Source organism: Streptomyces sp. NPDC059788 (assembly GCF_042732265.1).
In the GTDB taxonomy this organism is placed as follows: domain Bacteria; phylum Actinomycetota; class Actinomycetes; order Streptomycetales; family Streptomycetaceae; genus Streptomyces.
The window spans coordinates 47155-65114 of record NZ_JBHWHY010000047.1; the positions used below are offsets into that span (position 1 = coordinate 47155).

Genomic DNA, 17960 nt, shown 5'->3' on the forward strand with positions numbered 1-17960 from the left:
TCATCGGGAAGTTCGCATGGAGGTACGGGCGTGAGTGAGTACGGAACGGGCGTCGAGGACGGCGCCGAGGACGCGGCGCGGGGAGACCTGTCCTCCGTGGCCGCCGAGCAGCCGGCCTGGTCCGCGCCCGGCTCCGGCACGACGGCCCCCACGGCTCCCGCGGGCCCCGCGCCCGTGACGCCGGCCGACGCCGCGGACGCCGCGCGGCTCGTCTCCTTCGGGCTCCAGCCCAAGCTGCTGCCCGCCCGCGACGCCGAATACGGCGAACTGCTCCGCCGCTACCGCGAAGAGCCCGCGTTCGCGCGCCTGGCCGACGCCGTCGCCACCGGGCTCGGCCTGGTCGTCCTGGAGGTGTCCCCGCGCGCCGGCATGGCCGTCACCGCCGACGAGGACTCGGTCTTCGCCGTACGGATGGGCGACTACGCCCGGCGCGCCTCCGCCGACTCCGCCGACCGCTTCCTGCACGGCCTGGCCCACCTCGCCGTCGCCGCCATGGCCTTCCCCCGCCCCGAGGACCTCGCCGACGACGGCTACATCGGCCGTATCACCGTCAACGGCGTGGACTCCTTCGTCCGGCAGGCGTGCCGCCGCCTGGAGGAGCGCGCCGAGGAGCAGGGCGAGAACACCGACCCCGCCACCGGCGCCCCCGGCCTGGAGGCCGCCTGGCGGACCTACGCGCGCCGCAGCGCCACCGGTGCCACCAAGGACGCGCGGCGGCTGGCCGGTTCGACCACCGGCATCATCGCCAAGGCCGTCGCCTTCCTCGTCGACTCCGGCTTCCTCCAGCGCACCGGCGACGACGCCGGCGGCGCCTACCGCACCACCGCCCGCTACCAGCTCCAAGTGCGCGACATGGCGGGCAGCGCCGCCCTGGCCGAACTGCTGGAGCTGGGTGTGGTCCCCGTCAGCGACGGCAGCGCCACCCTGCTGCCCGCCGAGGACACCGACGACCTCGACCTCGTCTCCGACGCGGGTCTGCCCTTCCACTCCTCCTGACCGCCCGGGGCCGCACGCCACCCGGCGACGGCCCCACCGACCACCGGTCCACCGACCACCGTCCGCCCACACAACGAGAGTCCGCCGCCATGTACGAGCTGTCCCGGGTCCGCCTCTACTCCATCGGGCCCGCCGGTGCGCGCTATGCCGACACCGTGCTGGACCTGCGCGGAGTCGGCGCGCCGGTGCCCGACCCGGCGCCGGCGCAGGCGGACTTCTTCGAGGACGAGCCGGTCGGCCCGCCGCGCCGGCCCGCCCCCGCCGGCGTCCTCTTCCTGGAGAACGGCGGCGGCAAGTCCGTCCTGCTCAAGCTGATCTTCTCGGTGATGCTGCCCGGCCACCGCAACACCCTGGGCGGCGCCAGCTCCGGCGTGCTGCGCAAGTTCCTGCTCGCCGACGACTGCGGCCACGTCGCCCTGGAGTGGCAGCACACCCTGACCGGCGAGTCCATCGTGGTCGGCAAGGTCAGCGAGTGGCGCGGCCGGCAGGTCTCCAACGACCCGCGCAAGTTCGCCGAGGCCTGGTACAGCTTCCGGCCGGGCCCCGGCATGAACCTGGACTCGCTGCCGGTCGCCGAGGCCGGCATCGTCCGGCCCCGCGGCGAGCGCGCCGAGGGCTCCTCGAACGCCCGGGGCCGCCGCCGTACGATGAAGGGCTTCCGCGACGCCCTGGTCGAGGCCGGCAAGAACTACCCCAACCTGGACGTCTCCTGGGTCGAGATCCACGAGCGGTGGAACGAGCACCTCGGCGAACTGGGCCTGGACCCCGAACTGTTCCGCTACCAGCGGGAGATGAACGCCGACGAGGGCGAGGCCGCCGGCCTCTTCGCCGTCAAGAACGACTCCGACTTCACCGACCTGCTGCTGCGCGCCGTCACCGACACCCGCGACACCGACGGGCTCGCCGACCTCGTGCACGGCTTCGCGCACAAGCTCGGCCGCCGCGCCGAACTGACCGCCGAGCGCGACTTCACGGCCGGCTCGCTGGACCTCCTGTCCCGCATCGCCGAGGCCGCCGAGCAGCGCGAGACCGCCCGTGACGTGCACGCCGGCGCCGAACGCCGCACCCGTACCCTCGCCCGGCGGCTGCACGCCCGCGGCACCGAGGAGCGCGGCCGCGCCGCCGAGTTCGCCGAACAGGTCGCCACCGCCGCGCACGCGGTCACCGACGCCGAGCGGGTGCGCGACCGCCGCGCCCTGATCTCCGCCGAGATCGCCTACCGGCACGCCTCACTGGCGCTCGCCGCCGCCGAGAAGGGCGCCGCCGCCCAGCGCCGCGAGCTCAACGACGCCCGTACGCTGCACTCCGCCTGGCAGGCCGCCGAGACCGTGCTGCGCCACCGCGCCGCCGCCGACCGGGCCACCCGCGTCGCCGCCGCGATCCGCGAGGCCGAACGGGACGCCGCGCCCGCGCTCGCCGCCCGTTCGAAGGCCGCCGGCGAGCTGGTGCGCGCCCTCCAGAGCGCCGCCGACGTCAGCGAGGGCATCGCCAACGAGCAGGAGGAGCGTTCCGCCGCCCTCCAGGAGACCGGCGACACCGCGCACCGCGACGCCACCACCGCCGCCACCCACGCCCAGCGCGCCCGCAGCGAGGCCGAACACCTCAAGCAGCGGCTGGCCGAGGTCGAGCAGGAGACCGCCGAGGCCGTACGGGCCGGCTGGCTCGACGACTCGGCGCCGGACGCCGACCCGGCCCGCGCCGCCCTCGCCGCGTCGGACGCGGAGAAGTCCACCGTCGAGGGCTGGGACGCGGCGCGCGAGGCCGCCACCCGCTCGGCGGACCGGGCCCGGGAGGCCGCCACCCGGCTCGCCGCCGCCGAGCTGGCCGCGGCCCGCGCCGAGGACGCCGCCCAGGCGGCGGAGGGGGCGTACGAGGCCGAGCGCCGCGCCGCCGAGTCGATCGGCGCCGAGCAACGGCTCGCCGACCTGCTCGGGCTGCCGCAGGAACCGGCCAAGGCGGGCGTGCCCGGCCCCCGTACAGGACAGCCCGCCGAGGACGCTGACGGTGACGACGGCAGCCCGCGCCCCGCCCGCCGCCCCGCCTCCGAAGGCCCCCTGACCGCCGAGGAACTCGACCGCAACGCCGACGACCTGCGTGAACTGCTCGACGAGAGTGTGGCCTCCGCCGAGCGCCAGCTCTTCGACCTGCGCACCGCCGCGGCGGACGACGCCCGCATCCTCGGCGCGCTGGGCGACGGCGGCCTGCTGCCGCCCGGCCCCGACGTGCTCGCCGCCGTCGAGTACCTGGGCGAGCACGGCGTGCCCGCGCTGCCCGGCTGGCGCTACCTCGCCCAGTCCGTCGACCCCGCCGACCACACCCGCGTGCTGGCCGCCCGCCCCGAGCTGGTCGACGGCGTCATCATCACCGACCCGGAGACCCACGCGCGGGCCCGCGACGTGCTCGCGCAGGCCGCGCTGCTGCCGCGCTCCACCGTCGCGGTCGGCACCGCCGCGGCCCTGCTCGCGCCCACCCCCGCCCCGGACGCCCAGGACAGCGGCGTCTTCCTCGTCCCGCCGAACCCGGCCATGCACGACGAGTCCGCCGCCGACGAGGAGCGCCAGGCCCTGCGGGCCCGCGCCATAGAGCGCGACGACGAGATCCGTACGCTCGCCGCGCGCCTGTCCGGCGACCGCGCGCTGGCCGCCCGCCTCTCCTCCTGGCGCACCGGCTGCCCGCCCGGCCGCCTCGCCGAACTGGCCACCGCCGCCGAGGAGGCCCGTACGGCCGCCGACTCCGCGGCCGGGGAACTGGCCGAGGTGCGTACGGTACGGGCCGAGGCCGACGAGGAAGCCGCCGAGACCGCCCGGGTGCGCGACGAACGGCAGGAGGCCGCGCAGCGCGCCCGCCGGGTCGCCGACGCCCTCGCCGGACTCGCCCACCGGCTGCGCGAGCGCGCCGCCTGGCAGGCCCGGCTGCGCGAACTGGCCGACGAGGGCGCCGAACTGGAGGCCCGCGCCGAGGAGTGCGTGGACCGGGCGCGGGCCGCCGACGAGGACCGCCGCACCGCCCAGCGCGCCGCCGACGACGCCCGCCGCACGGCCCACGCGCTGCGCGCCGAGCGCGCCGAGATCGCGGGCGTGCCGGACGACGTGGGCGAGGGCGACACCGAGCCCGCGACCAGCTCGCTGCCCGCACTGCGCGAGGCCTACCGCGCCGCCTCCCAGCTCTACGAGAAGGTGGGCGTCGGCGCCGACCTGCGCGCCGAACAGGCCCGCGCCGAAGGCGACGAGAGCGCCGCGCTCGCCGAGCTGAACCGTCTCACCAACAAGGTACGCACCCGCGCCGAACAGCTCCTGGAGAGCCCCGACGCCGCCGACGGCCCGTCCCGGCAGGCCGCCGCGGCCCGCGCCGAGGCGCTGGTCGCCCGGCTGGAGTCGCGCGCCTCGGCCGCCAGTGAGCAGCTCGGCCGGCTGCGCGGCGAGGCCGAGCGGCTCGCACCGGCCGACGGCGAGGCGCACACCGAGCTGCCCGAGGACATGGTCCCCGCCGACGCCGACGGCGCGAAGGAACTGCTGCGCACCGCGAGCGCCGAACTGGCCACCGCCGACGACGCGCTGGAGACCGCCCGCGCCACCCACACCGAGCTGCTGCGCGCCCACCGCGCCGCCGAGGACGCCGCCTCCGGCTTCGACGAGACCGCCGCCCTGCTGCGCGACCTGCTGCGCGACACCCAGGAGGACGAGGGCGAGCGCCCCGACCCGTACGCCGGGCGCCTGGAGGACGCGCGGCAGGCCGCGGCCGAGTCCCGCCGTTCGCTGCGCGGCTGCGCGAGCGACCTGTCGGCGGCCGAGTCGGCCGTCCGCGAGGCCAGTGACGTGCTCGTACGGCACGCCAACTCCACCAAGTACGAGCAGGTCCGCACCCCCGCCCGGCAGCAGATCCGCGAACTGCCCGCGGCGGCCCTGCCCGACCACGCCGCCAAGTGGGCCGAGGCCTTCGCGCCCCGGCTGCGGGTGCTCACCGACGAGCTGGCCCAGCTGGAGCGCAACCGCGACAGCATCGTGGACCGGCTGCGCGGCCTGGTCGAATCGTCGCTGACGACGCTGCGCTCCGCCCAGCGGCTCTCCCGGCTCCCGGAGGGCCTGGGGGAGTGGTCGGGCCAGGAGTTCCTGCGCATCCGCTTCGACGACCCGGACCAGGCCACGCTTACCGAGCGGCTCGGCGAGGTCATCGACGAGGCGACGCGTTCGGCCGTCAAGAAGAACAGCGACCTGCGGCGGGACGGTATGTCCCTGCTGCTGCGCGGGGTCGGCGCGGCGCTCCAGCCGCGCGGCGTGGCCGTGGAGATCCTCAAGCCGGACGCGGTGCTGCGCGCCGAGCGCGTCCCGGTCGGGCAGATGGGCGACGTGTTCTCCGGCGGCCAACTGCTGACCGCGGCCATCGCCCTGTACTGCACGATGGCCGCGCTGCGCAGCAACGACCGCGGCCGGGACAAGCAGCGGCACGCCGGCACGCTGTTCCTGGACAACCCCATCGGCCGCGCCAACGCGACGTACCTGCTGGAGCTCCAGCGCGCGGTCGCCGACGCGCTCGGCGTCCAGCTCCTCTACACCACCGGCCTCTTCGACACCACGGCGCTCGCCGAATTCCCGCTGGTCATCCGCCTGCGGAACGACGCGGACCTGCGGGCCGGGCTGAAGTACATCAGCGTCGAGGAGCACCTGCGCCCCGGACTGCCGCAGCAGGACCCCGAGTCGGAGCCGGTGCACGGGAAGATCACGGCTACCCGGATGTACCGCCGTCCCGAGGACGAGCAGCCGCAGCCGCAGCCGCAGCCGCAGCAGGAGCCGGAGCCGGTCCCGGTTCCGGAGCGGAAGCCGGAGCCGCGGGCGCCTCAGGACCACCCGGAGCCCCCGGCAGCAGCCGGATGACCCACCGGTGGAAGTCGCCGATGTGGTGCTCGCTGGGGACGAGCACCCCGCCGGCCCGGTAGGCCCGCGAGTCCATCGCGGGCTGGGTCCGCTCGCAGGCCGCGAAGTCCTGCGCGTTGACCCGGTGGAAGAGCTCCACCGACCGCGACAGGTCCGCCCCCGAGGACACCACCTCGGGGGCGTACAGCCAGTCGCACTCCACCACCGTGCGGTCCGCGGCCAGCGGGAACATCCGGTGCACGATGACGTGGTCGGGCACGAGGTTGAGGAAGACCTGCGGGCGTACGGTGATGGCGTAGTAGCGGCGGTCCTGGCTCTCCTCGATGCCCGCGATCCGCGCGAAGCCGCCGCTGCCGTCGACGGTGAACCCCTCGGCCTCCTCCGCGAACGCCGCGCCGTGCCCGACGAAGTACTGCGCGGCGAAGCCGTCCGCGAACTCCGGGAGCACATCGGTCAGTTCGGGGTGGATGGTGGCGCAGTGGTAGCACTCCATGAAGTTCTCGACGATCAGCTTCCAGTTGGCGCGCACGTCGTAGGTGATGCGCCGGCCGAGGTCCAGACCGTCGAGCCCGTACCGCTCGATCGCCGCCGCCCCGCCGAGGCGCTCGCTGACCGCGCCGGTCACCGTCTCCTCGAACGACGGCGGCTCGTCGGCCAGGCACACCCACACATAGCCCAGCCACTCACGCAGCCGGACCGGCAGCAGTCCGCGCTCGGAGCGGTCCACGTCCGGCATGCGCTGGAGGTTGGGCGCGGCCACCAGCCGCCCGTCCAGGTCGTACGTCCAGGCGTGGTACGGGCACTGGAGGTTGCGCCGCACCTCGCCCGACTCCTCGGTGCACAGCCGGGCGCCCCGGTGGCGGCACACGTTGAGGTAGGCGCCGAAACCGCCGTGCCGGTTGCGGACGATCAGCACGCTCTCCCGGCCGACCTGGACCGTACGGAAGGCACCGGGCCGGGGCAGGTCGGCGGCGCGCACCGCGCAGAACCACAGCGATTCGAAGATGTGCCGCTGTTCCAGGCGGAAGGTTTCGGGGGCGGTGTAGAAGGAGCCGGGCAGGGTGGCGGTGAGGCTGGAGGCCGGGGCGGCCCCGGCGGTATCGGGTGTCTCGGCGGCGAGGGTCATCGGACGCCTCCTGGGGCGTACGGGGCGGCGGGGACGGTGGCGGCCCCCGCGGCCATGGTCAGGCGCTCGGGTGCGAACAGGCCGACGGGGTGCGCGGTGTGCCCGGTCAGGGCCAGGTCCGCGAGGATCTCGCCCACCACCGGGACGAACTTGAAGCCATGGCCGGAGAAGCCGCAGGCGACGGTGACGGCGTCGGGGTGCGCGGGGTGCCGCGCGATGACGAAGTGCTCGTCGGGGGTGTTGGTGTACATGCAGGTGACGGACTTCAGGTGGCGGCCGGGCAGCGACGGCAGCAGCCGGGCCGCCTGTCCCGCCATGGCCCGCACCTCGTCCTCGTGCACGGTCCGGTCGATGGTCTCCGGCGTGCAGGCGGCGCCCCGGCGGAAGAACGCCACCTTCGCGCCGCGCCCCGGGCCGTCGAGGGCGGGGAAGCCGTAGATCTGAACGCCGTCGCCGTCCTCCCAGATGTAGACGGGGTGCCGCTCCGGGGCGTACGGGCCGGTGCCGCCCGCGGGTTCGAACCAGTGCATGATCTGACGCTCGATGCTGAACGCCACCCCGATACCGGACAGCAGCTCAGGCGCCCAGGCACCGGGGCAGATCACCAGCTGCCCGGCCGTGTGGACGTCCTCGGGCGTGTGGACCCGCACGCCGCGACCGCCGGGCAGCGTCTCCCACCGGGTGACCGGCTCCTGGAAGCGCAGTTCCGCGCCGCCCCGGGCGGCCAGCTGGAGCTGCGCGGCAACGGTGTTCTCCGGGCGCAGGAAACCGGCCCGCGCCTCGTACAGGGCGATCTCGTCCGCGGCGGGCGTGAGCGTCGGGAAGCGGCGGCGGATCTCTCGCGCGTCGAGCATCTCGTGGGGCAGGTCCCAGGTACGGGCGGAGCGCAGCGATCCGGCGACGGTACGGCTCTCCGGGCGGCCGAGCATCACCCCGCCGCACAGCGTGGCCACCTGCCGCCCGGTGGCGCGTTCCAGTTCTCCGTACAGCTCATAGGCGCGCAGCAGCAGCGGCACATACGCCGGGTCCTCGAAGTACGACTGGCGGGTGATGCGCGAACCGCCGTGGCTGGAGCCGTGGCGGTGCACCGGGCCGAACTTCTCCAGCCCCAGCACGCGGGCGCCGCGCGCGGCCAGCCGGTGGGCCGCGGCACTGCCCATGCCGCCGAGGCCGAGCACGATCACGTCATAGGTGGGGGACAAGGGGACCTCCCGGGTCGGCGGGGCGCCCGACGGGCTGTGCCCCGACGGGCTGGGGCCGGACGACGGCTGCCTGCGACGGCCGGCCGCGACGGGTCATCTGCGGATACGTTCCATCGCGGGGTCGAACAGCGGCTCGGCGACGACCGTCGCCGCGGCCTTCTCCCCGAAGTACTCGATGTGCACAGCGGTCCCGGGCACCGCGGCCCGCGCGGGCAGCCACGCGTACGCGACCGTGCGCCCCACGGAGCAGCCGTACGCCGCGCTGGTCACGTAGCCGGCGGGCACGCCGTCCGCGTACACCGGCTCCTTGCCCAGGACGACAGCCGCCGGATCGTCGAGCGTCAGGCACACCAGCCTGCGCCGCGCGGTGCCGGCCGACCGGCCCGCCAGGGCCGCGCGCCCCACGAAGTCGCCCTTGTCCATCCGGACGGCCCAGCCCAGCCCCGCCTCGTACGGATCGTGCTCGGTGGTCATGTCCTGGCCCCAGGCGCGGTACCCCTTCTCCAGGCGGAGGCTGTCGAAGGCGCCGCGCCCGGCCGCGACCACGCCGTACGGCTGCCCGGCCGCCCAGAGTGTGTCCCACAGGCGCAGCCCCAGGTCCGCGCTCGTGTACAGCTCCCAGCCCAGCTCGCCGACGTAGGACAGCCGCAGCGCGGTCACCGGCACCTCGCCGACGAACGCCTGCTTCGCCTTGAAGTAGCCGAACGCGCGGTGCCCGAAGTCGGTGCGGGTCAGCGGCTGTACGAGGTCGCGGGCGCGCGGGCCCCAGACGCCGACGCAGCAGGTGCCGGGCGTGATGTCGCGGACCTGGACGCCGGCGGGAGCGCGCCGGGTCAGATGGTCGAGGTCCATACCGCTGTTGACGCCGACCTGGAAGCGGTCGGCGGCCAGGCGGGCCACGGTCAGGTCGCTGCGGATGCCGCCCGCGTCGTCCAGCAGCAGCGTGTACGTCACCGAGCCCGGCTTCTTCGCGAGCTGGTTGGTGGTCAGGTGCTGGAGGAAGTCCAGCGCCTCCGGCCCGGCGACCTCCAGGCGCCTGAGCGGCGTCATGTCGTACAGCGCGACCCGCTCACGGGTGGCGCGCGCCTCGGCCGCCGCCACCGGCGACCAGTGCCGGGCGGACCAGGCGTCCCGCTCCGGCAGCGCGACGCCGTCCGCCAGCGGCGCGTTGGCCTCGTACCACTGCGGGCGCTCCCAGCCCGCGCCTTCGAGGAAGTACGCGCCCAGCTCCCGCTGCCGTTCGTACCAGGGGCTGACCCGCAGCGGGCGCGGGCGGCGCGGCGGCTGGAGCGGGTGGACGACGTCGTACACCTCGGCGAACTGCCGCGTGCCGCGCTCGGTGACATAGGCGGGGGAGAGCCGGGCCTCCTCGAAGCGGGAGATCTCGCATTCGTGCACGTCGGTGGCGGGCCGGCCCTCGGTGAGCCACTCGGCCAGTGCCCTGGCGACGCCCGCCGCGTGGGTCACCCACACCGCCTCGGCCAGCCAGAAGCCGCGCAGTCCGGGCGCCTCGCCGAGCAGCGGCATCCCGTCGGGGGTGAACGAGAAGACGCCGTTGAAGCCCTCCTCGGCCCGCGCGCCGTCCAGGGCGGGCAGCAGCCGGCAGCTGTCCTCCCAGCTCGGGGCGAAGTCGTCGGGCGTGAAGGGCAGTGAGGAGGGCATCACGGGCGCGTCGTCGAAGGCGGGGACGGCCGACGGGTCCACGGGCATGGGGCGGTGGGCGTACGAGCCGATGCCGATCCGGCCCGTGCCGTCCCTTTCGGGCCCCTCCGCGACGTGCTCGCGGAAATACAGGTCGCGTTCCTGGAAGCGCAGGATCGGCCGCCGGCCGTCCACTCCGGCGAGCACGGACGTCTTCACGTACTGGTGGGCCAGCGGCAGCAGCGGCACGCGCACGCCCGCCATGGCCCCGATCACCGGGCCCCAGAAGCCCGCCGCCGAGATCACGACGTCCGCGGGGAAGCCGCCCCGGTCGGTGACGACACCCGTGACCCGGTCCCCGTCCCGCTCGATGCCCGTGACGGTGTGCCGGTCCAGGAAGCGGGCGCCCGCGGCCCGCGCCCGTGCGGTCTGTGCCCGGGCCGCGGGCAGTGCCCTGGCCAGCCCGTCACCGGGGGTGTGGAAGCCGCCCAGCACCTTGGCGGCGTCCAGCATCGGCCACAGCCGGGCGCAGCGCCGGGCGTCGACCAGCTCGCCCGCGATGCCCCAGGATGCGGCCAGCCCGGCCTTGCGGTGCAGTTCGGCCCACTGTTCCTCGCCGGTGGCGATCTCCAGTCCGCCGACGGCGTCGAAGCACGGCCGTCCGCCCTCGGTGAGGGCGGAGAACTTCTCCACCGTGTACGAGGCGAAGTCGCTCAGCGTCTTGGAGGCATTGGTGCGGAAGACGAGACCCGGCGCGTGCGAGGTGGAGCCGCCGGGGGCGGGCAGCGGGCCCTGCTCCAGTACGGTGACGTCCCGCGCGCCGCGCGCGGTCAGCTCGTCGGCGAGGCCGCAGCCGACGATGCCCGCGCCGATGATCACGATGCGGCGGTCCGCGGCCCCCGCACCGTACGCGCCGGGCCGGGCGTTCACAGGACCACCACCGAACGCAGCACCTCACCGCGCCCCATCCGCGCGAACGCCGCCTCGACGTCCGTCAGTTGCACGGTCTCCGAGACGAACGCGTCCAGGTTCAGCTTGCCGCTCAGATGCAGGTCGATCAGGACCGGGAAGTCCCGGCTGGGCAGGCAGTCGCCGTACCAGGACGACTTCAGCGACCCGCCGCGCGCGAACACGTCGAGCAGCGGCAGCTCGATCCGCATGTCCGGTTCCGGGACGCCGACCTGCACCAGCGTGCCCGCCAGGTCCCGCATGTAGAAGCCCTGCCGGAACGTCTCGGGACGGCCGACCGCGTCGATCACGACATCGGCGCCGTACCCCCCGGTGAGGTCGCGTACCGCCGTGACGGGGTCGGTGCCACGGGAGTTGACGGTGTCGGTGGCGCCGAAGCGCTCGGCGGCGTCCAGCTTGCGGTCGTCGATGTCGACGGCGATCACGCGGCGTGCCCCGGCCCGGGAGGCCCCGGCGATGGCGGCGCTGCCGACACCGCCGCAGCCGATCACCGCGACGGTGTCGCCGCTGCCCACCCCCGCGGTGTGCACGGCGGCCCCGTACCCGGCCATCACCCCGCAGCCGATCAGGCCTGCGGCCTCCGGGCGGGCCGCCGGATCGGCCCGTACCGCCTGTCCGGCCGCGACCAGCGTCTTCTCGGCGAAGGCGCCGATGCCCAGGGCCGGGGTCAGGGGCGTGCCGTCCAGCAGGGTCATCGGCTGCGCGGCGGTGCGCGAGTCGAAGCAGTACCAGGGGCGGCCGCGGCGGCAGGAGCGGCACCGGCCGCAGGGCGCGCGCCAGGCGAGCACCACATAGTCGCCCGGCGCGAGACCGGTGACGCCGGGACCGGTGGCCTCGACGACACCGGCGGCCTCGTGGCCGAGCAGATAGGGGAAGTCGTCGCCGACCGCCCCCTCGCGGTAGTGCAGATCGGTGTGGCACACCCCGCACGCCTGCACGGTGACGAGGACTTCGTCCGGCCCGGGGTCGGGGACGAGGACCGGCAGCACCTCGACGGGGGCGCCCTTCTTGGCGGCGACGACGGCGCGGGCTTCGTGCGGCATGACTCACTCCTAAACAGCGCCTGCGGGGGCAGGGGCGGGTGCGTGGAGCTGGCACGGATGCCGTTATGGGGGATTGCGGGGGCGCGCGGGGTCCACGGGACGCGGACAACCGCACGGGACACAGGGGGAACCGGAAGAGGCGCAGGGAACCGCGGAGACGGGTGAACGCCCGGTGGAATCCCTTGTGTTGCTCATGACGCGCCATGTTGCGTCATGAGAGACATGCTGGAAGTCCGTGAGCGATCCGTCAAGAGGTGACCGGGTGGCCGTACGTCAGCCCGCGAAACCCATTCGCCGGGACAGCTCGGCGGCCGCCTTCACCGCCTGCCCGGCCAGCTCCGCGAGCAGCGGCTCCGCCATCCGGTACGCCGGGCCCGAGACGCCGATCGCGCCGATCACGGCCCCGTCGTGCGCCCGCACCGGCGCCGCCACCGCGTTCAGCCCGATCTCCAGCTCCTCGCAGGAGCAGGCGTATCCCGCGTCGGCCGCGGCGGCCAGCTGGCGGCGCAGCTCGGCGGGCGAGGTGAGGGTGTTGGCGGTGAAGCGGGCCGGCTTGCGCTCCACCAGGCGCTCGCGCCGCTCCCGCGGCAGGTGCGCGAGCAGCACCTTGCCGCTCGCGGTGGCGTGCAGCGGGGTACGCCGGCCCAGCCAGTTGTACGCGGTGACCGCCGCCGCGCCGCGCGCCTGCATGATGTTGACCGCCGCGTCCCCGTCCAGGACGGCGATGTTGGCGGTCTCCCCGGTCTCGTCGGCGAGCGCCCGGCACACCGGCTGGCCCTCCTGCGAGATGTCCAGCCGGATCGCGGCGGCGCCGGCCAGCCGCAACACCCCCGCGCCCAGGTAGTACTTGCCGCGCTCGTGCTCCTGCTCCACGAGTCCGCGGTTCTCCAGGACGCCCAGGATGCGGAAGGCGGTGGACTTGTGCACCCCCAGCTCCTCGGCGATCTCGGTGACCCCGGCCTCGCCGAGGCGGGCCAGGATCTCCAGGACGCTCACCGCGCGGTCCACGGACTGGACGGATCCGGCCGCACCCCGCTTCTCCTCGGACCGGTCGTCGGCCGCCTCGGTCGTCTTCGCCATGGGTTCTTGCGTCACCACCCGTTGGCCCCGGCGGGGCACGTCGAGGGGGGCCCGCCAAGAAGCGTCGGCGGCCCCTTGACGGCACACTCCCCGGACTGGATTCTGTTGCGCAATGCGCTACGCGATGCGTTATTCAGAACGCCATGATACCGATCAGCGCTGAGGGGGCCAGATGATTCCCGTCTGCCGTACCGAGGACCTGCCCGAAGGCGGGGCCGTCCGGATCGAGATCGACGCCACCACGCCCGCCATCGCCGTCTTCCGCAGCGGCGGCGCGCTCTACGCTCTCGACGACCGGTGCAGCCACCAGGACGCCTCGCTCTCGGAGGGCTGGGTGGAGGACTGCCAGGTCGAATGCCCGCTGCACGCCGCCCTGTTCGACCTGCGCACCGGAAGGCCCAGCTGCCCGCCGGCCCGCCGGCCCGTGCGCACCCACGAGGTCACCGAGGCGGACGGCATGATCCATGTCCGGCCCGCCGCGCTGGAGACCGCCGAGCGGGCGGACGCCTACGCCTGAGGGCCGCCACCGTCCCTTCAGGTGTGCGGAACCGTTACCGCGGGCGACGCCGCTCCTTCCCGCGGCGCGCCGCCGACGTGCGACGGGCCCTCCCGCGACTTGCGGGTTCTCCGCGCCTCCCGCCGCGCCTGCCGGCGCTCCCGGCGCAGCCTCCTGGCCGTACTGCTCGGCTGCGAGCGCACCCCGTTGCGCTGCACCCACACCTGGCGCGTCACCCAGACGTCCAGCACCGCCCACGTCGCGACGACCGTGCTCGCGACCGTACTGAGCACGGCCGGGAAGGCGAACCAGGCGCCCGCCATCGTGCAGAAGAACGCCACCATGGCCTGAATGAGGGTCAGCGCCGCGATGATGACGGCGCGCACCGCGGCCGTCCGCACCGGATCGGCCATCCGGCGCCGGGCCACCGGCTCCTCCTGCCACAACGAGCGCCTGCTCCCGTCCAGGTAAGCGCCACCGTCCTCGTGATCCATCTTCGGCGTCACTCTCCCCGTACCCGCACGTACCCGCCTGCTCGCACACCGGGTCCCTGCCCGGCCTTCACCCATTGCATGTCCGTACCGGCACGCACCACCACTCACCATGGTCACGAACGGGAACGCCGTCAGGTTCCCGGACGATGTGATTTTCGGCCAACCGCCGCGACGGACGTACGGAGGTGGGGGAGGTGTTCGAGGCCACATGTGTGGGCGGGTTGTCCGGTAATCAGCCGACAACTGCGGACGATCCACCCCTGACCTGCGCCTCCGGCGCCCGGACGGGACTTCGGTCAGGTCCCCCGTCAGTAGTAGGCTCGCGCCGTTTGTTGACGGAACACCATCCCCGTGCGCCGGGGTTGACGTAGGGGAGGCCATGCGCTTTCGAGGGAAGACGATCACTCGGAAGATCGCAGCGCTGCTGCTGGTGCCGCTGGTGTCCCTCACCGCCATGTGGGCGTTCGCCACCTACCTGACCGGACGCGAGGCCAACCAGCTGCTGGGCGTCGGCAACGTCGTCGCCAAACTCGGCTACCCGGCCGAGGACGCCGTCCAGGCACTCCAGCAGGAGCGGCGCCAGAGCCTGCTCTTCCTGGCCGACCGGCGCGGCGCCGACTCCCTGGCGGAACTGCGCAAACGCAGCCGCGAAACGGACAAGATCGTCACGAAGCTGCGCGACAACGCCGCCGACCCCGCCGTGCTCGACGACCTCGACGGCGTCGCGGGCGAACGGATGGACGACATCGTCAAGAGCCTCGGCCGGCTCGCCACGCTGCGCGCCCAGGTCGAGGACAACACCATCTCCCGCGAAGCGGCCTTCGAGGCGTACAACGCCCTCGTCGACCCCAACTACGAGTTCCTCGCCGCGCTGCACGCGCTGGAGAACGTGGAGATGGACAAGCAGGGCCGCGCCCTGGTCAACGTCACCCGCGCCCGCGAGGCCGTCTCCCGCGAGGACGCGCTGATGTCCGCGGCCATCGTCTCCGGCACCATGAGCAAGCACGACCTGCGCGGCTTCGCCGACCGCGTCGCCGAGCGCCGCGTCCTGTACGCGACCAGCCTGCCCGTGCTGCCCGGCGACGACCGCTCGATCTTCACCGACTACTGGCAGTCCGCGCCCGCCCGCGAACTGGTCTCCTACGAGGACCGCGTCATCGACGGCGGCGCCTCCGTCGCCCCCCGCGCCGTCAACGCCGAACGCTGGAACGCCGCGGCCGGCAAGGTCCTCGGCGACCTCCAGCGCATGGGCCGGGAGGCCGGCGACCGCTACAAGGAACGCGTCGAGCCGGTCGCCATGGCCGTCCTGCTCAAGGCCGGCGTCGCGGGCGTCCTCGGCTTCGTCGCCCTGCTGGTCTCGGTCATCGTCTCCGTACGCATCGGCAGCAAGCACGCCAGGGACCTGATCCGGCTGCGCAAGGACGCCCACGAGGTCTCCGGCGTCCGCCTGCCCAGCGTCATGCGGCGCCTGGCCGCGGGCGAGCAGGTCGACGTGGAGACCGAGGCGCCGCGCCTGGAGTTCGGCCAGAGCGAGACCGAACAGGTCGGGCAGGCGCTGAACACCCTCCAGCGGGCCGCCGTCGAGGCCGCCGTCAAACAGGCCGACATGCGCCGCGGCGTCTCCGAGGTCTTCGTCAACCTCGCCCGCCGCAGCCAGGTCCTGCTGCACCGCCAGCTGACCCTCCTGGACGCCATGGAACGGCGCACCGAGAACGCCGACGAGCTCGCCGACCTCTTCCGCCTGGACCACCTCACCACCCGCATGCGCCGGCACGCCGAGGGCCTGGTGATCCTCTCCGGCGCCGCGCCGTCACGGCAGTGGCGCAAGCCCATCCAGCTGATGGACGTGGTGCGCGCCGCCGTCGCCGAGGTCGAGGACTACGAGCGCATCGAGGTGCGCCGGCTGCCGCGGCTGGCCGTCCAGGGCCCCGCGGTCTCCGACCTGACCCACCTGATCGCCGAACTCCTGGAGAACGCCACCGTCTTCTCGCCCCCGCACACCGCCGTGCAGGTGGTCGGCGAACGGGTCTCCAACGGCTTCACCCTGGAGATCCACGACCGGGGCCTGGGCATGGCCCCCGAGGTGCTGCTCGACGCCAACCTGCGGCTCGCCGAGACCCCCGAGTTCGAACTCTCCGACACCGACCGGCTCGGCCTGTTCGTGGTCAGCCGCCTCGCCCAGCGCCAGGGCGTGCGCGTCTCGCTCCAGCCCTCCCCGTACGGCGGCACCACCGCCGTCGTCTTCCTCCCGGCCTCCCTGCTGACCGACGCGGACGGGCGCGAGGACGGCCCGGACACCGGCGGCCGGCGCATCGACGGCCGCCGTACCGCCGAGCTGGAGGCCCCCGGCGGCAAGCTGGCCGCACTGGCCCAGGTGCCCGTGCCGCTGCCCGAACCGGCGAACCGGCCCCCGGACGTCGTCGACGGACCGGTCGAACTGGAACCGCCGCTGACCCGCGCCGAACTCGCCCGACGCGACGAAGCGGACGACGAGGACAGCCTCTTCCGCGGCCGCACCGAGCCCCGCGGCCTGCGCGACACCACCCGCGGCAGCGACCCGGAGCAGAGCCTCCCGCAGCGCAGGCGGCCCCGCCGTGACGGCACCGGGCCCGTCGCCCCCGTACCGCCCGCCGGGGCCCCCGAGCAGCACCAGCAGACCCGCGACCAGGCACCGGCCGGCGACGGCCCCGCGCCGCTGCCGCGCCGGCACCGCCCGCCCGTGCTGGTCTCCGACCACGGCAGGCCGGTCGACGGGGCGGCCCGTGCCGACGTACGCTCCGACGCGGAAACCGACGGCGACACGGATGCGGACATGGACACCGGTACGACCACGGGTACGGGCCCTGCCCCGTCCGGCCGGCCCGCCACGACGGCCGGAGGGCTGCCCCGCCGCGTACGGCAGGCCAGCCTCGCCCCCCAGCTGAAGGCCGAGCCCGCCGCGCAGGACGAGCCGGGCACCGGAGCCGACGGCCTCGCGGACGACCGCGACGCCGAGGACGTCCGCGCCCGCATGGCCTCGCTCCAGCGCGGCTGGCAGCGCGGCCGCCGGGACAACGGCGAGGACGGCGGGCCGGACGGCAGCCCAAGCACAGCACCAGGAACCACATCGGGAGGGGACGGTCGATGACCGCACCGAAGGCAGCAGCGGCCAGTGCCGAATCGAAAGGCCCGCAGGGGTCGGGCGAGCTGAGCTGGCTCCTCGACGAGCTCGTCGACCGGGTCGGCAGCATCCGCAAGGCGCTCATCCTCTCCAGCGACGGCCTGGCCACCGGCGCCTCCGCCGACCTCACCCGCGAGGACAGCGAGCACCTCGCGGCGGTCGCCTCGGGCTTCCACAGCCTCGCCAAGGGCGTCGGCCGGCACTTCGAGGCGGGCCGGGTCCGGCAGACGCTGGTGGAGCTGGAGGAGGCGTTCTTGTTCGTCAGCGCCGCGGGCGACGGCAGCTGCCTGGCCGTCCTCGCCGACGCCGACTCCGACGTGGGGCTCGTCGCCTACGAGATGACGCTGCTCGTCAAGCGGGTGGGCGCCCACCTGGGCACCGCGCCCAGGGCCGGGCAGCCCACCGGCGGCTGACCGGAGGATGACGGCACGGTGACGCCATGACCACAGCCGGCCCGGACAGGTTCGGGCAGGGGGACGCCAGTTGGTACGACGACGAGGCGGGCCCCGTGGTGCGCCCCTACGCGATGACGCGCGGCCGGACCAGCACCGAGGCCGAACCACGCCTCGACCTGATCGCCCTGGTGATCGCCGAGGACCGCCGGGGCGAACCGCTCGATGACCAGACCCTGTCGCCGGAGCACGTCGACATCGTCGGCCTGTGCCGCGACGCACCGCTGTCCGTCGCGGAACTGGCCGCCGAGCTCGACCTGCCGCTCGGCGTCGTACGGGTGCTCATCGGCGACCTGCTGGACGCGGAGCTGGTCCACGTGAGCCGCCCCGTGCCACCGGCGGAGCTGCCCGACGAGCAGATCCTGCGCGAGGTGATCGACGGGCTCCGGGCGCTGTGACCGCGCGGACCCACGAACGGCAAGGACCGACC

11 protein-coding genes and 1 pseudogene are annotated in these 17960 nt (G+C 74.6%); 6 read left to right on the forward strand and 6 right to left on the reverse strand.

Annotation, left to right across the window (positions count from 1 at the left end; genetic code table 11):
- Window positions 1–87: 87 nt before the first annotated feature.
- Both ACFV57_RS32905 and ACFV57_RS32910 read left to right on the forward strand, forming a co-directional pair.
- On the forward strand, window positions 88–996 hold the full coding sequence (locus ACFV57_RS32905) for a hypothetical protein (protein WP_385239765.1): 909 nt from the start codon (window positions 88–90) through the stop codon (window positions 994–996).
- An 89-nt stretch (window positions 997–1085) separates the two neighbouring features.
- Entirely contained in the window at window positions 1086–5867 is a 4782-nt protein-coding gene (locus ACFV57_RS32910; RefSeq protein ID WP_385239713.1) for a hypothetical protein, read from the forward strand.
- On the opposite strand, the pseudogene ACFV57_RS32915 reads toward ACFV57_RS32910, so the two are convergent.
- The 5 genes and pseudogenes from ACFV57_RS32915 to ACFV57_RS32935 form a co-directional block, all read right to left on the reverse strand.
- Window positions 5848–6993: pseudogene (locus ACFV57_RS32915) on the reverse strand (aromatic ring-hydroxylating dioxygenase subunit alpha); the annotation flags it as partial. The gene ACFV57_RS32910 and the pseudogene ACFV57_RS32915 sit on opposite strands and share 20 nt — an antisense overlap.
- Entirely contained in the window at window positions 6990–8195 is a 1206-nt protein-coding gene (gene solA, locus ACFV57_RS32920; protein WP_385239715.1) for an N-methyl-L-tryptophan oxidase, read from the reverse strand. The gene solA and the pseudogene ACFV57_RS32915, both read right to left, overlap by 4 nt.
- 93 nt (window positions 8196–8288) lie before the next feature.
- Window positions 8289–10766 (reverse strand): FAD-dependent oxidoreductase, encoded by a 2478-nt coding sequence (locus tag ACFV57_RS32925; protein WP_385239717.1) that lies wholly within the window; start codon window positions 10764–10766, stop codon window positions 8289–8291.
- On the reverse strand, window positions 10763–11848 hold the full coding sequence (locus ACFV57_RS32930) for an S-(hydroxymethyl)mycothiol dehydrogenase (RefSeq protein WP_385239719.1): 1086 nt from the start codon (window positions 11846–11848) through the stop codon (window positions 10763–10765). The genes ACFV57_RS32925 and ACFV57_RS32930 overlap by 4 nt, the downstream gene beginning before the upstream one ends.
- Window positions 11849–12121: 273 nt before the next feature.
- Window positions 12122–12928, reverse strand: a complete 807-nt coding sequence (locus tag ACFV57_RS32935) for an IclR family transcriptional regulator (RefSeq protein ID WP_385239721.1) — start codon at window positions 12926–12928, stop codon at window positions 12122–12124.
- Window positions 12929–13100: 172 nt separating this feature from the next.
- On the opposite strand from ACFV57_RS32935, the gene ACFV57_RS32940 reads away from it, so the two are divergent.
- The gene (locus ACFV57_RS32940) at window positions 13101–13445 is read left to right on the forward strand and encodes a bifunctional 3-phenylpropionate/cinnamic acid dioxygenase ferredoxin subunit (protein ID WP_385239723.1); all 345 of its coding nucleotides are present in this window, start codon (window positions 13101–13103) and stop codon (window positions 13443–13445) included.
- A gap of 17 nt (window positions 13446–13462) precedes the next feature.
- On the opposite strand, the gene ACFV57_RS32945 is transcribed toward ACFV57_RS32940, so the two are convergent.
- The gene (locus ACFV57_RS32945) at window positions 13463–14029 is read right to left on the reverse strand and encodes a hypothetical protein (RefSeq protein ID WP_385239725.1); all 567 of its coding nucleotides are present in this window, start codon (window positions 14027–14029) and stop codon (window positions 13463–13465) included.
- Window positions 14030–14297: 268 nt separating this feature from the next.
- Between ACFV57_RS32945 and ACFV57_RS32950 the strand changes: the two genes are divergently transcribed.
- The 3 genes from ACFV57_RS32950 to ACFV57_RS32960 are packed head-to-tail and all read left to right on the forward strand — an operon-like array spanning window position 14298 to window position 17928.
- Window positions 14298–17045 (forward strand): nitrate- and nitrite sensing domain-containing protein, encoded by a 2748-nt coding sequence (locus ACFV57_RS32950; protein ID WP_385239726.1) that lies wholly within the window; start codon window positions 14298–14300, stop codon window positions 17043–17045.
- Window positions 17042–17491, forward strand: coding sequence for a roadblock/LC7 domain-containing protein (locus ACFV57_RS32955; protein WP_385239728.1), 450 nt, complete (start codon window positions 17042–17044; stop codon window positions 17489–17491). The genes ACFV57_RS32950 and ACFV57_RS32955 overlap by 4 nt, the downstream gene beginning before the upstream one ends.
- A gap of 26 nt (window positions 17492–17517) precedes the next feature.
- A complete protein-coding gene (locus tag ACFV57_RS32960) occupies window positions 17518–17928 on the forward strand; it encodes a DUF742 domain-containing protein (protein ID WP_385239730.1) in 411 nt (136 codons plus the stop codon).
- Window positions 17929–17960 lie beyond the last annotated feature (32 nt).

Excerpts from the sequence above, each read along its gene's own strand:
- ACFV57_RS32935 (WP_385239721.1), bottom strand. The coding sequence starts at position 12,928 with ATGGCGAAGACGACCGAGGCGGCCGACGACCGGTCCGAGGAGAAGCGG.
- ACFV57_RS32930 (WP_385239719.1), bottom strand. The coding sequence starts at position 11,848 with ATGCCGCACGAAGCCCGCGCCGTCGTCGCCGCCAAGAAGGGCGCCCCC.
- ACFV57_RS32945 (WP_385239725.1), bottom strand. The coding sequence starts at position 14,029 with ATGGTGAGTGGTGGTGCGTGCCGGTACGGACATGCAATGGGTGAAGGC.
- ACFV57_RS32940 (WP_385239723.1), top strand. The coding sequence starts at position 13,101 with ATGATTCCCGTCTGCCGTACCGAGGACCTGCCCGAAGGCGGGGCCGTC.
- ACFV57_RS32960 (WP_385239730.1), top strand. The coding sequence starts at position 17,518 with ATGACCACAGCCGGCCCGGACAGGTTCGGGCAGGGGGACGCCAGTTGG.
- ACFV57_RS32950 (WP_385239726.1), top strand. The coding sequence starts at position 14,298 with ATGCGCTTTCGAGGGAAGACGATCACTCGGAAGATCGCAGCGCTGCTG.
- ACFV57_RS32910 (WP_385239713.1), top strand. The coding sequence starts at position 1,086 with ATGTACGAGCTGTCCCGGGTCCGCCTCTACTCCATCGGGCCCGCCGGT.
- ACFV57_RS32955 (WP_385239728.1), top strand. The coding sequence starts at position 17,042 with ATGACCGCACCGAAGGCAGCAGCGGCCAGTGCCGAATCGAAAGGCCCG.